The organism is Cryobacterium tepidiphilum (genome assembly GCF_003716325.1).
GTDB classification, from domain to species: Bacteria; Actinomycetota; Actinomycetes; order Actinomycetales; family Microbacteriaceae; genus Cryobacterium; species Cryobacterium tepidiphilum.
In genome coordinates this window covers 16,152-30,217 of the sequence record NZ_RDSR01000006.1, presented here as the reverse complement: position 1 = coordinate 30,217, position 14,066 = coordinate 16,152, and the positions used below count along the sequence as shown (strand labels likewise).

Below are 14,066 nucleotides of genomic sequence, written 5' to 3'. Positions count from 1 at the left end.
CGATATCGCGCCGCCGCATGGTTCGGCATCTTATGCCTGAATATCGGTCACCGGAAGGGTCGAATCCGCGCCGAACGAGAGCGTGGACGGGGCGTGGCCGGCCATGACCAGCTGGGCGCCGAGCGCCGCGATCATGGCCCCGTTGTCGGTGCAGAGCGACAGCGGCGGGATGCGCAGGGCGATGCCCGCGGCATCCGTTCGTTCGATCGCCACGGCCCGCAGCCGGGCGTTGGCGACCACCCCGCCGCCGAGCAGCAGCCGGGGAACCCCGTAGTCGCGGCAGGCGGCGACGGCCTTGGTGAGCAGCACGTCGACGACGGCCTCCCTGAAGCTGGCCGCGACGTCGGCGACGGGAACCGGCTCGCCGGCATCCGCTCGCTGCTCGACCCAGCGGGCGACCGCGGTCTTGAGCCCCGAGAAGGAGAAGTCGTAGCGGTGCTTCGCCATGTCCTTGGGGAGGCTGAGGCCGCGGGGAAAGCGGATGGCGCGCGGGTCGCCGTCTGCCGCGGCCCTGTCGATCTCGGGCCCGCCCGGGTAGGGCAGGCCGAGCACGCGGGCGACCTTGTCGAACGCCTCCCCCGCGGCGTCGTCGATGGTCTCGCCGAGCAGTTCGACGTCGGAGACGAGGTCGCGCACCAGCAGCAGGGAGGTGTGGCCGCCGGAGACGAGCAGGGCGATGGTCGGATACTCCAGCGGGCCGCCGGAGCCGGTGGTGTCGAGGAGGTCGGCGCCGACGTGACCGACCAGGTGGTTGACCGCGTAGATGGGCGTGTCGAGCGCGAGGGCGAGCGCCTTCGCGGCGCCGACGCCCACCATCAGGGCTCCGGCGAGGCCCGGTCCGCTGGTGACGGCGACGGCGTCGACGTCGGCCAGGCGGATGCCGGCGGTCGCGACCGCCTGGTTGATCACCGGGACGATTTCCTCGAGGTGCGCTCGCGCGGCGACTTCGGGTACGACGCCGCCGAACCGGGCGTGCTCCGCCATGGACGAGGCGATGGTGTTGGCCAGGAGCGTGGTCCCCCGCACGATGCCGACCCCGGTCTCGTCGCAGGACGTCTCGATGCCGAGCACAAGCGGTTCGTGGTGGTTCATGCCGGGTCCTCCTCGGCGGTGGCGGGCGCGGCCGGAGCGGTGACGGGGGCCGGGATGGTCAGCCGCATCACGACGGCGTCGACGCCGTCGGGCTGGTAGTAGCCGCGGCGCACGCCGATCTCGTCGAACCCGAGCCGCTGGTACAGGCGCTGGGCGCCGGGATTGTCCGCGCGCACCTCGAGGAACACCGTGCGGGCGCCCCGCTTGCGGGCTTCGCTGATGAGGCTCTGCATGAGCGTGCGGCCGAGGCCGTGTCCCCGCGCCTCCTCGGCGACGGCGATGGTCTGGATGTCGCTCTCGGCGCCGCCGGGGGCCAGGACGCCCGCGTAGGCGACGATGGTATCGGGATCGTCGGGCGGGAACGCCACCAGGTAGTAGCAGGAGGGATCGGCCAGGTCGCGGGCCATCATGCCCGGCGACCAGGCGTCGCTCTCGAAGGTGCCGTTCTCCAAGCGCATGATGGCATCGAGGTCGCCCGGCGTGGCGTGCCGCAGCTGCCAGCTCGCTGGCCCCTGGGATCTCACTGTCCCACCCGCTTCGGGCCGGCGGAAACGGTGACGTCGGGCGAGCGGAGGTAGAGGGGCTCGTTCGCGGCGAACGGGCGGCCGGCCAGGTGCCCCAGCTCGGCGAGCATTCCGAGGTCGCCGGCCGAGACGGTGTGCGCGTCCAGCCGCTTACGGGCGACGTGCGGGAACGCGGCGTCATCGAGCGCGGCCGGCTTGGCCAGCCCGGGGCCGTCGATCCGCACGGGGAGGCCGGCGGGGTCGCATCCGCTGTAGGCCGACCAGAACAGCTCACGCCGCCTGGCGTCCGTCACCACGAGCAGCTCTCCGGCCCCGCCGGAGCGGTAGTGCCCGAAGGCGACGGCGTCGTGGCTCACAAGCGGCAGGAGCGGCTTGCCACAGCCGAGGGCGAAGACGCGCGCGGCGGCGATGCCGACGCGGAGGCCGGTGAACGGGCCCGGACCCATGCCCGCGACGACGCCGGAGAGGTCGCGCGGCGTGACGCCGGCCTCGTCGAGCGCCTCGCGGATGCCGTCGCCGATGATCTCGGCGTGCCGCATGGTGTCGGCGGTGCTGCGTTCGGCGATCACGCCCCGGTCGCGGTCGACCACGGCGACGCTCGTTCCGGCGGAGGTGTCGATGGCGAGGAGCACGCTTCAGCCTATTCCGTCGGCCACGGGGTCATCCGCGAGCAGACGCCGCAGGCCCGGGTCGCCCGCCCAGCGCGGGCCGTTGGCGATGATGGTCACCGTGCGCGGCTCGTCGAGGTCGAGGTCGGCGTCGCCGACAGCGGATAACGTGGGCGTCACGGCGCCCACCGGCCTGCTGATCTCGATGTCGAGCCAGCTGTCGGTGAGGCCGTCGAGCATGCCGCGGCCCCACTCGACCACGACGATGGACGTGGCGTAGTCGATGTCGAGGTCGTCGAGCTCGGCCGCGCTGCCCAGTCGGTAGGCGTCGACGTGAACGAGCGGCGGGCGGCCGGTGGTCGAGGGGTGCGTGCGCGCCAGCACGAAGGTGGGACTGGTCACGGTTCCGCGCACCTGGAGGCCCTCCCCGAGCCCGCGCGTGAGCGTGGTCTTCCCGGCGCCGAGCGGCCCGGTGAGCACGACGAGGTCGCCGGCGCCCAGCACACCGGCGAGCGCCACGCCCAACCGGTGCATGGCGTCGCGGTCGGCGATCAGCATCCGGCGGCCCCTCCCGTGTAGCGGCGCGTGACCCGGTTGCCGATGCCGGTGACGATGTCGTAGTTGATGGTGCTGGCGGCGTTCGCCCAGTCGGTCGCGCTCGGCACGCCCGTCGCGGGGTCGCCGAACACGACGACCCGGTCGCCGACCGCGGCCGGGGTGCCGCCCAGGTTCACCACGAACTGGTCCATGGCGATGCGGCCGACGGCGGGGTGGCATCCGCTGTCGAGGGCGACCTCGGCGCGGCCCGACGCCTGGCGCGGGATGCCGTCGGCGTACCCGAACGGCACGAGCGCGAGGCTGGTGTCGGAGTCGGCCCGCCAGGTGTAGTCGTACGAGACGCCGGTGCCCTCGGGCACCCGGCGCACCGACGCCAGCTGTCCCTGCAGGGTCATCGCGGGCACGAGTCCGAGGTCGGCAGAGGTGGCGTCGTCGAAGGGCGAGAGGCCGTAGGCGCCGATTCCGAGGCGCACCATCGTGTAGCGGGCCTCCGGCACGCGCAGCGCCGCGGCCGTCGCAGCGAGGTGGGTGAGCTCGGGGGCGAGCCCGGCGTCGGCGGCGGCGGCCAGCCCGCGCTCGAAGCGGGCGATGGCCTCGGCGTCGTCGGCCGGGGAGGCGTTGGAGAGGTGGCTGAAGATGCCGCACACCCGGAGGCGGCCGTCGCGCTCGGCCTCGGCCGCGAGTGCAAACACGGTCGCCCAGTCCGGCTCGGGCACACCGTTGCGGCTGAGGCCCGTGTCGAGCTTCAGGTGAACGGATGCGACGCGGCCGGCCGAGCGCGCGGCATCCGTTGCCTGGCGCAGCTGGCGTGTCGACGACAGGCCGAGGTCGACGTTCGCGGCGACGGCAGCGGCGAAGTCGGGCTCGGGGGCGTGCAGCCAGGCGAGGATGGGGGCGTCGATGCCCGCGGCGCGGAGCTCCAGGGCCTCGGCGATGTCGGCGACGCCGAGCCAGTCGGCGCCCCCGACGAGGGCGGCGGTGGCGGCCGGAACGGCGCCGTGTCCGTAGCCGTTGGCCTTGACGACGACCATGGTGTGCGGTGTGCCGACCTGGGCGCGCAGGTGGCGCACGTTCGCGGCGATGGCGTCGAGGTCGACGACGGCCTCGCGGAAGCCGGTCACGAGCGGTTCTCCGCCACGACGAAGGCGCAGGCGACCCCCGCGTCGTGGGTCATGCTGAGGTGCACGTCGGTGATGCCGCGGTCGGCGACGGCCTTCGCCGCCTGGCCGTGCAGGAGGAACTCGGGGTTCCGCCCGTCGCCTGAGACCACTTCCATCTCCTGCCAGGACACCCCGGCGCTGTCGCCGAGCGCCTTGATCAGGGCCTCCTTGGCGGCGAACCGGGCGGCGAGCGAGTGCGCCGGCAGGGAGCGCTCCCCCTCGGTGAACAGGCGCGGAACCAGGCGGGGGGTGCGCAGGATCTGCCGCTCGAAGCGGGCGAGGTCGACCACGTCGACCCCGATTCCGGTGATCACGCGCCCGGCGCTTATTCGACCGTGACCGATTTGGCCAGGTTGCGGGGCTGGTCCACGTCGAGTCCCTTCGCGGAGGCGAGCGCCATGGCGAAGATCTGCAGCGGGACGACCGCCAGCAGCGGCTCGAAGAGCGCGTCGGCCAGCGGGATCGGGATGACCGTGTCGGCGTAGGGCAGCACGGCGGCGTCGCCCTGCTCGGCGATCGCGATGATGCGGGCACCGCGGGCGCGGATCTCCTGGATGTTGGAGATGACCTTCGGGTGGATCTGCGCGGAGCCGCGCGGGCTCGGCACGACGACGAACACGGGCTGACCGGGCTCGATGAGTGCGATCGGGCCGTGCTTGAGCTCGCCGGCGGCGAAGCCCTCGGCGTGGATGTACGCCAGCTCCTTGAGCTTCAGCGCCCCCTCCATGGCGATGGGGAAGCCGACGTTGCGGCCGAGGAAGAGCACCGCACGGGTGTCGGCCATCCATCCGGCCAGCTCGGTCACCGCCTTGCCGTTCTCGAGCGTCACGGCGATCTTGGCCGGAACGTCCTGCAGCTGCTGGGCGAAGTGCACCAGCTCGTCGTGGCTCACGGTTCCCTTCACGCGGGCCAGGTGCAGCCCGAAGAGGTACAGCGCGGAGATCTGCGCGACGAACGCCTTGGTCGAGGCCACCGCGACCTCGGGCCCGGCGTGCGTGTAGACGACGGCGTCGGACTCACGCGGGATGGTGGCGCCCTGGGTGTTGCACACCGAGATGGTCTTCGCACCGGCCTCGCGGGCGTACTTGACGGCCATGAGGGTGTCCATGGTCTCCCCGGACTGGCTGATCGAGATGATCAGGGTGTCGTCGGTGATCACGGGGTCGCGGTAGCGGAATTCGTGGCTGAGCTCCACGTCCACGGGGATGCGCGTCCACTTCTCGATCGCGTACTTCGCGGTCTGGCCGGCGTAGGCGGCGGTGCCGCAGGCGAGGATGACGATGCGACGGATGCGCGCGAGAGCGTCGTCGCCGAACTCGGTGAGCTCGGGCACCTCCACCACGCCGTCGGTGATGCGACCGAGCAGTGTGTTGGCGACGGCTTCGGGTTGCTCGGCGACCTCCTTGGCCATGAAGCTCGACCAGCCGCCCTTCTCCGAGGCGGATGCGTCCCAGGCGACGTCGAACTCGGTGGTCTCGACGGGGTTCCCGTCGAAGTCGGTGACGGCCACGGCATCCGGCGTGATGGTGACGATCTGGTCCTGGCCAACGGCCACCGCGCGGCGCGTGTGCTCGACGAACGCGGCGACGTCGGAGCCCATGAAGTTCTCCCCCTCGCCGAGGCCGATGACCAGCGGCGAGTTGCGGCGGGCGCCGACCACGACGCCCGGGGCGTCCTCGTGCACGGCCAGGAGCGTGAAGGCGCCCTCCAGGCGGGCGACGACGGCGGCGAAGGAGGCGCCCAGGTCCTGGGTGCGCTGGTACTCGCGGCCGAGCAGCACGGCGGCGACCTCGCTGTCGGTCTCGCTCGTGAAGCTGAAACCCTCGGCCAGGAGCTCGTCCTTCAGCGGCGCGAAGTTCTCGATGATGCCGTTGTGTATGAGGGCCAGCTTGCCCTCGTCGCCGAGGTGCGGGTGCGCGTTGCAGTCGTTGGGGCTGCCGTGGGTCGCCCAGCGGGTGTGGCCGATACCGGTGTGACCGTCTGGGATCGGGTGCTTGGCGAGCTCGTCGGCGAGCATCGCGAGCTTGCCGGCGCGCTTGGCGGTGTTCAGCTGGCCGTCATCGTCGATCACGGCGATCCCGGCGGAGTCGTAACCGCGGTATTCCAGTCGACGAAGGCCGCCCATCAGGACACCGATGCTGCTGCTCTTGCCGACGTAACCCACGATTCCACACATGGGATCGATGATAGTCGGACTAAGCTTGGGGAAATGTCAGAGCCGGTGGGGAGCCGGGCGCTCACCGCCCACAGCACGCCGTTCATCGAACTCTCCCGCTCCGACTGGGCTGCTCTCGCTCCCACCATGCCGCTTCCGCTCCAGGAGGCGGAGCTTGCGCAGCTGCGCGGACTCGGCGAGCCGCTTGAGCCGGCCGAGGTGACGGATGTCTACCTGCCGCTGTCGAGACTGCTGAACCTGTACGCCGCCGGCGCCCGGCAGCTGCACGAGGCAACGAGCGGATTCCTCGGTGTGCGCCCGACGCGGACTCCCTTCGTGATCGGCGTCGCCGGATCCGTCGCCGTTGGCAAGTCGACCATCGCCCGGCTGCTGCGCGAGCTCCTGGGCCGCTGGGAGGGCACCCCCCGGGTGGAGCTCGTGACGACCGACGGCTTCCTGTTCCCCAACGCGGAGCTCGCCCGCCGCGGGCTCATGGAGCGCAAGGGCTTCCCTGAGTCGTACGACCGCCGGGCGCTGCTGCGCTTCGTGAGCGAGGTGAAGAGCGGGGCCGCCGAGGTGCGCGCGCCGTTCTATTCGCACCTGCGCTACGACATCGTGCCCGACGCGCAGGTCGTGGTTCGCCAGCCCGACGTGCTGATCGTCGAGGGGCTGAACGTGCTACAGCCGCCGGCACCGGGGCACGGCCTCTCCATCAGCGACCTGTTCGACTTCACGATTTACGTCGACGCTCGCGCCTCCGACATCGGCCGCTGGTACGAGGAACGCTTCCTCAAGCTGCAGCGCGGCGCGTTCAGCAACCCGGAGTCGTACTTCCACCGCTACGCCGACCTCAGCGAGGAGGAGGCGCGGGCGCGGGCGTCGGGGATCTGGCGCGCCATCAACGAGCCGAACCTCCTGGAGAACATCCTGCCGACCCGCTCGCGGGCGACGCTGGTGCTCCGCAAGGGCCCGAGCCACGCCGTGTCGACCGTCCTGATCCGCAAGGTCTGACCCGACGCATCCGCCCGCGCCCCATCCGCGAAACCGAACTCGTGGTGGTTAACATGCGCCGATCACGACCACAAGTCCCGTTTCGGCGGGAGCGAGGCGAGCGGATGCCGCGCCGCGGCTTCGGTGGGAGCGGCTAGCGGGTGAGGCGAGTGCGCACGACGTCGGCGAGCTGGTGCGCCAGGCGGTCGGCGGTCGGCTGATCGGCGGCCTCCACCATCACGCGCACCATGGGCTCGGTGCCCGACGGGCGCAACAGCACCCGGCCCGAGTCGCCGAGCTCGGCTTCGGCGTCGCGGATCGCGGCGGCGATCTCGTCGTCGGAGTGCAGGGCGTTGTGGTCGATGTCGCGCACGTTCACGAGCACCTGCGGGTACACGGTCATCACCTGGGCGAGCTCGGCGAGGCTCTTGCCGGTGCGCGCCATCTCGGCCACGAGCTGCAGGCCGGTGAGGATGCCGTCGCCCGTCGTGGCGTAGTCCGTCATGATCACGTGGCCGGACTGCTCGCCGCCGAGCGAGAGCCCCTTCGCGGTGAGCTCCTCGAGCACGTAGCGGTCGCCGACGCGGGTCTGCAGCACCTCGATGTCGTGCTCGGCCATGGCCTTGCGCAGTCCGAGGTTGCTCATGACGGTGGCCACCAGGGTCCGGTCCTTCAGGAGGCCCCGCTCGGCCATCGACACGGCGAGGATCGCCATGATCTGGTCGCCGTCGACGACGTTGCCGTCGTGGTCGACCGCGAGGCAGCGGTCCGCGTCGCCGTCGTGGGCGATGCCGAGGTCCGCGCCGTGCAGGACGACGGCCTTCGCCAGGTTGTCGAGGTGGGTCGACCCCACCCCGTCGTTGATGTTGATGCCGTCGGGGTCGGCGCCGATGAGCGTGACGCGGGCACCGGCATCCGTGAACACCTGCGGCGACACGCCCGACGCGGCGCCGTGGGCGCAGTCGAGCACCAGGTGGATGCCGTCGAGCCGGTTCGAGAGCGAGCCGAGCAGGTGCACGACGTAACGATCTTCCGCGTCGGCGAAGCGACGGATGCGTCCCACGTCGCCGCCGGTCGGCGTCAGCTTGTCGAGGTCGAGGTGCGCCTCGATGCGGTCTTCCACCTCGTCGGGAAGTTTCGTGCCCCCGAACGCGAAGAACTTGATGCCGTTGTCGGGGGCGGCGTTGTGCGAGGCCGAGATCATGACGCCGAAGTCGGCGTGGATGTCAGCGATGAGGAACGCGGTCGCGGGCGTGGGGATGACGCCGGCGTCGAGCACGTCGACGCCGGAGCTGGCCAGGCCGGCGGCGACGGCGGACGTGAGGAACTCACCGGAGATGCGGGGGTCGCGCGCGACGACGGCCACCGGCCGGCGGCCCTGGGCGCGACGTTCTGCGGCGCGGCGGCCCTGGGTCAGGACAGCGGCGCTCGCCTGGGCGAGGCCCAGGGCCAGGCCAGCCGTGAGGTCACGGTTGGCCAGGCCCCGGACACCGTCCGTACCGAAGAGTCGAGGCATACGATGCGTGCCTGGATCCAGCGTCGGTTAGCGCTTGGAGAACTGGGGCGCCTTACGGGCCTTCTTGAGACCGGCCTTCTTGCGCTCCTTGACGCGCGCGTCGCGGCTGAGGAAGCCCGCCTTCTTCAGCGTCGGGCGGTTGTTCTCGGCGTCGATCTCGTTGAGGGCACGGGCGATGCCGAGGCGCAAGGCGCCGGCCTGGCCGGAGGGGCCGCCACCGGTGATGCGGGCGATCACGTCGTAGCCGCCGAGGAGGTCGAGGACCTTGAACGGGTCGTTGATCAGCTGCTGGTGCAGCTTGTTCGGGAAGTAGTCCGCGATGTCGCGGCCGTTCACGGTGATGGTGCCGGAGCCGGGAACGAGGCGCACGCGGGCGATGGCCTGCTTGCGACGGCCCACGGCAGCGCCGGGGACGTTGAGGACGGCGCGGGGCGCCTTGGTTGCGGTTTCCGCGGGAGTCTCTGTCGAGTAGCTCTCCGGAGCCGCGTCAATCTGGTCTGCGATCTTCGCCACGATGGTGTGAATCCTTGTCTTAGGTCTGTTGGAGTCGAGAAGTGGGGGCAGCCGCTACTGGGCGACCTGGCCGAGGGTGTACGGCTTGGGCTGCTGGGCCGCGTGCGGGTGCTCCGGTCCGGTGTAGACCTTGAGCTTGGTGAGCTGGGCGCGGCCGAGGGAGTTCTTCGGCAGCATGCCCCGGATCGCCTTCTCGACGGCGCGCGTCGGGTGCTTCTCGAGGAGCTCGGCGTACGACGTGGCGGTCAGGCCGCCCGGGTAGCCGGAGTGGCGGTACGCCTTCTTCTGGTCGAGCTTCGCGCCGGTGAGGGCGATCTTCTCGGCGTTGATGATGATGACGAAGTCTCCCATGTCCATGTGGGGAGAGAACGTGGCCTTGTGCTTGCCGCGGAGGAGCACGGCGGCGTGGCTGGCGAGCCGGCCGAGGACGATGTCTGTGGCGTCGATGACGACCCAGTCGTGCTGGACTTCACTTGCCTTGGGGGTGTATGTGCGCGTCACTGTTGTGCTGCTTTCTTATTCGAACGGAGGTGTTCGTGAATCCCACTCCGGGCGCGTTCCTGTGATAGGAACCCAAACGATGGAGGGCTCACGTTCGTGTGCCTGGCTGCAACGCGCAGACACCAAGGGTCAATGCTAATCCATCCGGCCGCGAGATCAAAACGGATGCCGCGGCTCACTCCGTGGGAAGCTCCCGTCGTGCGCGGGTCTGCACGGCCCGCAGCGCCAGTTCGGCGTCTTCGGGGTAGCCGACCTGCGTGAGGGTGAGGCCGCGCGCCGCCATCACCTTGAACTCGCTGGTCCGCGCCTTGTCGACGCGGAGGTCCACGAGCCGTTCGGGAGCGAGCTTGCCCTCCCCCACGGCGACGGTCGCGCCGACGAGCGCGCGCACCATGCTGTGGCAGAACGCGTCGGCCCGCAGCGAGGCGATGAGCACGCCGTCGGCGTCGCGTTCCCAGCGGAAGTCCTGCAGGGTGCGGATGGTCGTGGCCCCGGGGCGCGACTTGCAGTAGGCGGCGAAGTCGTGCAGCCCCACCAGGGTTGCGGCCGCCTCGTCCATGGCCGCCTCGTCGAGTGCCGTCTCATGCCAGGTGGTGTGCCGGCGCTGCAGCGGGTCGCGTTCGGCGCGCTGGTCGGCGAGGCGGTAGCGGTACCGGCGCCACATGGCCGAGAACCGGGCGTCGAACCCGTCAGGCGCCACGGAGGCGTCTCGCACCATGACGTCGGGCTGACTGCCGAGGATGCCCCGCAGCCGCTGCGCGATGGCGGCGCCGGCCTCAGGCCGGGCCTTGGGCTTGCCCTTGCCCCGCTTGCGGTGCACGAACGCCTCGATCTGCTCGTCGGTGAGGTCGAGGTGCGCGACCTGCCCGCTCGCGTGCACCCCGGCATCCGTTCGACCGGCGACGACCAGGCTCGGCGCGGGCGGGTGCCGGCGGAGGATCGTCGCCAGGGCCTCTTCGATGGCGCCCTGCACGGTGCGCTGCCCGGGCTGTCGGGCCCAGCCGTTGAAGCCCGTGCCGTCATAGGCGATGTCGAGGCGGATGCGGGTGGTCGCCTCGCTCGGGGACGCTTCGGCACTCACCCGGCCAGTTTACTGGCACGACCCCGGTGCCCGACCCGTCGTACGGACGGGCGGCGCGTGACGGGGCTCGATGACGCAAAGAGGGGCCCGGCCGAAAGCCGGGCCCCTCAGACAGTCACGCTGCCGGTGCGACTACTTGGTGTCCGCAGCCGGAGCGTCGGTGGAGGCAGACGCCTCGTCCGCTTCGGCGTCATCCGCCGCGGTGACCGTGCCGGTCTCGTCAGCGGCGTCGTCGACGACCTCGTTCGTGTCGGTGGCCAGCTCGCTCTCGGAGGCGCCTTCCGTCGCGTCGGTGGTGGCGTCATCCGCGGGCGTCTTGTCGGCAGCCGGGGCCGCAGCGGCCGGGGCTGACGACGCAGCCGAAGCCGACTTCTTCACCTTCGGCGTGACGGGCTCGAGCACGAGCTCGATCTGCACCATCGAGGCGTTGTCGCCCTTGCGGAACCCGAGCTTGGTGATGCGGGTGTAGCCGCCCTCACGCTCGGCGACCTGCGGCGCGATCTGCGTGAACAGCTCGTGCACGACGGTCTTGTCGCTGATGGTGGCGAGCACGCGACGGCGGGCGTGCAGGTCGCCGCGCTTGGCGAACGTGATCAGTCGCTCGGCGACGGGACGCAGGCGCTTGGCCTTGGTCTCGGTCGTCTTGATCGACTTGTGGGTGAACAGGGCCGCAGCCAGGTTCGCGAGCATGAGGCGCTCGTGGGCCGGGCCGCCTCCGAGACGGGGTCCCTTAGTGGGTGTAGGCATTTTCGGTATTCTCCAGTATCAAAAATCGAAAGGCAGTCGGGCTCGACGCGCCTTAGACCGTCTCTTCGTCGTAGCCGCTGTAGAAGTGCGCGCCGTCGAAGCCGGGCACGGAGTCCTTCAGCGACAGGCCGAGCTCGACCAGCTTGTCCTTGACCTCATCCACCGACTTCTGACCGAAGTTGCGGATGTTCATCAGCTGCGTCTCCGAGAGGGCGACGAGTTCGCTGACGTTGTTGATGCCCTCGCGCTTGAGGCAGTTGTACGAGCGCACGGACAGGTCGAGGTCTTCGATCGGCACAGCCAGCTCGCTCGAGAGAACGGCGTCGACCGGCGCCGGGCCGATCTCGATGCCCTCGGCGGCCGTGTTGAGCTCGCGGGCGAGGCCGAACAGCTCGGTCAGGGTGCGCCCAGCGGATGCCATGGCGTCGCGCGGCGTGATCGCGGACTTCGTCTCGACGTCGACCACGAGGCGGTCGAAGTCGGTACGCTCGCCGGCGCGGGTGGCCTCGACGCGGTAGGTGACCTTGAGCACGGGCGAGTAGATCGAGTCGACCGGGATCTGGCCGGCCTCGGCGTACTCGGCGCGGTTCTGCGTGGCCGAGACGTAGCCGCGGCCGCGCTCGATGGTGAGCTCGAGCTCGAACTTCGCCGTGTCGTTCAGCGTGGCGATGACGAGCTCGGGGTTGTGCACCTCGACACCGGCCGGGGCCGAGATGTCGGCGGCGGTGACCTGGCCGCTGCCCTGCTTGCGCAGGTACGCCGTGATCGGCTCGTCGTGCTCGCTGGAGACGACGAGACCCTTGATGTTCAGGATGATCTCGGTGACGTCTTCCTTGACACCGGGAACCGTGGTGAACTCGTGCAGGACGCCGTCGATGCGGATGCTGGTGACAGCCGCGCCGGGAATCGAGGAGAGCAGGGTGCGGCGAAGCGAGTTACCGAGCGTGTACCCGAAGCCGGGCTCGAGGGGCTCGATGACGAAGCGGGAACGGAACTCCGAGATGTTGTCTTCGGTGAGCGTTGGGCGCTGTGCAATAAGCACTATTGATTCCTTTCGGCAAAGTGTCCGCTATATGACACTCATGTGGCGAGGTATTGAGTTGTAGTCGCGTGCGAACGGCGACGGCCGCGAAACGCCCGTCGCCGCTCGCAGAGCGGAAAGTGACTTCTTAGACGCGGCGGCGCTTCGGCGGGCGGCATCCGTTGTGGGCCTGCGGCGTCACGTCGTTGATGGAACCAACCTCGAGGCCGGCGGCCTGCAGCGAACGGATCGCGGTCTCGCGTCCCGAGCCGGGGCCCTTCACGAAGACGTCGACCTTCTTCATGCCGTGCTCCTGCGCCTGGCGGGCCGCCGACTCGGCAGCCAGCTGCGCGGCGAACGGGGTCGACTTGCGCGAACCCTTGAAGCCGACGCCGCCTGAGGACGCCCAGCTGATGACGGCGCCGGTCGTGTCGGTGATCGAGACGATGGTGTTGTTGAACGTCGACTTGATGTGGGCCTGGCCCACGGCGACGTTCTTCTTCTCTTTCTTGCGCGGCTTCCGAACAGCCGACTTTGGTGTTGCCATGATTTCTCCTGAATCCTAAAGGCGAGGCTGCCAGGCGGGGCCTAGCGGGCCTTCTTCTTGCCGGCTACGGTGCGCTTCGGGCCCTTGCGGGTGCGAGCGTTGGTCTTGGTGCGCTGGCCGCGGACCGGGAGGCCCTTGCGGTGGCGGATACCCTCGTAGCTACCGATCTCGACCTTGCGGCGGATGTCGGCGGCAACCTCACGGCGGAGGTCACCCTCAACCTTGAAGGATCCTTCGATGTAGTCACGGAGTGCGACGAGCTGGTCGTCGGTGAGGTCCTTGACGCGGATGTTTCCGTCGATTGCGGTGTCGGCGAGGGTCTTGAGTGCCCTCGTGCGGCCAACACCGTAGATGTAAGTCAGTGCAACTTCCACGCGCTTGTCGCGGGGAATGTCAACGCCGGCTAGACGTGCCATTGTGGCTTCTCCTGTTGATGAGTGGAGGTCTGTAGCAATCCCGGTGCATCGGCCTCCAACCGATGGTGTCGCCCCGCAGGGTTCTTCGGATTGCTATTTTTCGTGAATCAGATTCGGGTCGGGCTCGGCGAGGCCGGCCGCGCCCTAGCCCTGGCGCTGCTTGTGACGCGGGTTCTCGCAGATGACCATCACATTGCCATTGCGGCGGATGACCTTGCACTTGTCACAGATCTTCTTGACGCTGGGGTTGACCTTCATTGTGTGTTTCCTTGTACTCGCTGTCTTCGTACCCCCGGAATGCCGGGGGCCGTTACTTACAGCAACCGTTACTTGTAGCGGTAGACGATCCGGCCGCGGGTCAGATCGTAGGGGCTCAGCTCGACGATCACGCGGTCCTCAGGAAGGATCCGGATGTAGTGCTGACGCATCTTGCCCGAGATGTGGGCAAGCACTTTGTGGCCGTTGCTCAACTCCACGCGAAACATCGCGTTGGGAAGAGCTTCGACTACCGCGCCCTCGATTTCGATGACACCGTCTTTTTTGGCCATACACTCACTGTCGCTATAGGTAATTGGTTGCTGGTCATGCGGGATTGCGGCGAAACCGGCAGGCGTTTAACGCACGTGCCAGACACCAA

Annotated in this window: 18 protein-coding genes; 1 reads left to right on the top strand and 17 read right to left on the bottom strand. The window is 69.7% G+C overall.

What is annotated here, in order from left to right:
• Positions 1–30 precede the first annotated feature (30 nt).
• The 7 genes from tsaD to glmS form a co-directional block, all read right to left on the bottom strand.
• Entirely contained in the window at positions 31–1,092 is a 1,062-nt protein-coding gene (tsaD, locus tag EEJ31_RS05150) for a tRNA (adenosine(37)-N6)-threonylcarbamoyltransferase complex transferase subunit TsaD (protein WP_123045228.1), read from the bottom strand.
• Positions 1,089–1,550: a ribosomal protein S18-alanine N-acetyltransferase gene (gene rimI, locus EEJ31_RS05145; RefSeq protein WP_123045337.1), complete on the bottom strand. Its 462-nt coding sequence runs from the start codon at positions 1,548–1,550 to the stop codon at positions 1,089–1,091. Before rimI ends, tsaD begins: the two co-directional genes overlap by 4 nt.
• A 62-nt stretch (positions 1,551–1,612) precedes the next feature.
• Positions 1,613–2,248 (bottom strand): tRNA (adenosine(37)-N6)-threonylcarbamoyltransferase complex dimerization subunit type 1 TsaB, encoded by a 636-nt coding sequence (gene tsaB, locus EEJ31_RS05140; protein WP_123045227.1) that lies wholly within the window; start codon positions 2,246–2,248, stop codon positions 1,613–1,615.
• Between the two features lie 3 nt (positions 2,249–2,251).
• The gene (gene tsaE, locus EEJ31_RS05135; RefSeq protein ID WP_199727280.1) at positions 2,252–2,782 is read right to left on the bottom strand and encodes a tRNA (adenosine(37)-N6)-threonylcarbamoyltransferase complex ATPase subunit type 1 TsaE; all 531 of its coding nucleotides are present in this window, start codon (positions 2,780–2,782) and stop codon (positions 2,252–2,254) included.
• Positions 2,776–3,903, bottom strand: coding sequence for an alanine racemase (gene alr / locus EEJ31_RS05130; protein ID WP_123045226.1), 1,128 nt, complete (start codon positions 3,901–3,903; stop codon positions 2,776–2,778). Before alr ends, tsaE begins: the two co-directional genes overlap by 7 nt.
• On the bottom strand, positions 3,900–4,256 hold the full coding sequence (locus tag EEJ31_RS05125) for a holo-ACP synthase (RefSeq protein WP_123045225.1): 357 nt from the start codon (positions 4,254–4,256) through the stop codon (positions 3,900–3,902). Before EEJ31_RS05125 ends, alr begins: the two co-directional genes overlap by 4 nt.
• A gap of 11 nt (positions 4,257–4,267) precedes the next feature.
• Positions 4,268–6,118, bottom strand: a complete 1,851-nt coding sequence (gene glmS / locus EEJ31_RS05120; protein WP_123045224.1) for a glutamine--fructose-6-phosphate transaminase (isomerizing) — start codon at positions 6,116–6,118, stop codon at positions 4,268–4,270.
• Positions 6,119–6,151: 33 nt separating this feature from the next.
• On the opposite strand from glmS, the gene coaA reads away from it, so the two are divergent.
• On the top strand, positions 6,152–7,108 hold the full coding sequence (coaA, locus tag EEJ31_RS05115; protein WP_123045223.1) for a type I pantothenate kinase: 957 nt from the start codon (positions 6,152–6,154) through the stop codon (positions 7,106–7,108).
• A gap of 133 nt (positions 7,109–7,241) precedes the next feature.
• Here the strand turns inward: coaA and glmM are convergent, their stop codons facing one another.
• The 10 genes from glmM to infA form a co-directional block, all read right to left on the bottom strand.
• Entirely contained in the window at positions 7,242–8,603 is a 1,362-nt protein-coding gene (glmM, locus tag EEJ31_RS05110; RefSeq protein ID WP_123045222.1) for a phosphoglucosamine mutase, read from the bottom strand.
• 27 nt (positions 8,604–8,630) lie between these two features.
• Positions 8,631–9,116 (bottom strand): 30S ribosomal protein S9, encoded by a 486-nt coding sequence (gene rpsI, locus EEJ31_RS05105; RefSeq protein WP_123045221.1) that lies wholly within the window; start codon positions 9,114–9,116, stop codon positions 8,631–8,633.
• Between the two features lie 54 nt (positions 9,117–9,170).
• On the bottom strand, positions 9,171–9,617 hold the full coding sequence (rplM, locus tag EEJ31_RS05100; RefSeq protein ID WP_123045220.1) for a 50S ribosomal protein L13: 447 nt from the start codon (positions 9,615–9,617) through the stop codon (positions 9,171–9,173).
• A 175-nt stretch (positions 9,618–9,792) separates the two neighbouring features.
• The gene (gene truA / locus EEJ31_RS05095; protein WP_123045219.1) at positions 9,793–10,698 is read right to left on the bottom strand and encodes a tRNA pseudouridine(38-40) synthase TruA; all 906 of its coding nucleotides are present in this window, start codon (positions 10,696–10,698) and stop codon (positions 9,793–9,795) included.
• A gap of 132 nt (positions 10,699–10,830) precedes the next feature.
• Positions 10,831–11,445, bottom strand: coding sequence for a 50S ribosomal protein L17 (gene rplQ / locus EEJ31_RS05090; protein ID WP_123045218.1), 615 nt, complete (start codon positions 11,443–11,445; stop codon positions 10,831–10,833).
• A gap of 52 nt (positions 11,446–11,497) precedes the next feature.
• Positions 11,498–12,487, bottom strand: a complete 990-nt coding sequence (locus EEJ31_RS05085; RefSeq protein ID WP_123045217.1) for a DNA-directed RNA polymerase subunit alpha — start codon at positions 12,485–12,487, stop codon at positions 11,498–11,500.
• 127 nt (positions 12,488–12,614) lie between these two features.
• Positions 12,615–13,013, bottom strand: coding sequence for a 30S ribosomal protein S11 (rpsK, locus tag EEJ31_RS05080; protein ID WP_022896808.1), 399 nt, complete (start codon positions 13,011–13,013; stop codon positions 12,615–12,617).
• A gap of 41 nt (positions 13,014–13,054) precedes the next feature.
• Entirely contained in the window at positions 13,055–13,429 is a 375-nt protein-coding gene (rpsM, locus tag EEJ31_RS05075; protein ID WP_123045216.1) for a 30S ribosomal protein S13, read from the bottom strand.
• Positions 13,430–13,573: 144 nt separating this feature from the next.
• Entirely contained in the window at positions 13,574–13,687 is a 114-nt protein-coding gene (gene rpmJ / locus EEJ31_RS05070) for a 50S ribosomal protein L36 (RefSeq protein ID WP_022883251.1), read from the bottom strand.
• A gap of 68 nt (positions 13,688–13,755) precedes the next feature.
• Positions 13,756–13,977 carry a translation initiation factor IF-1 gene (infA, locus tag EEJ31_RS05065; protein WP_055965022.1) on the bottom strand — a complete coding sequence of 74 codons (222 nt, stop codon included), beginning with the start codon at positions 13,975–13,977 and terminating at the stop codon, positions 13,756–13,758.
• Positions 13,978–14,066 lie beyond the last annotated feature (89 nt).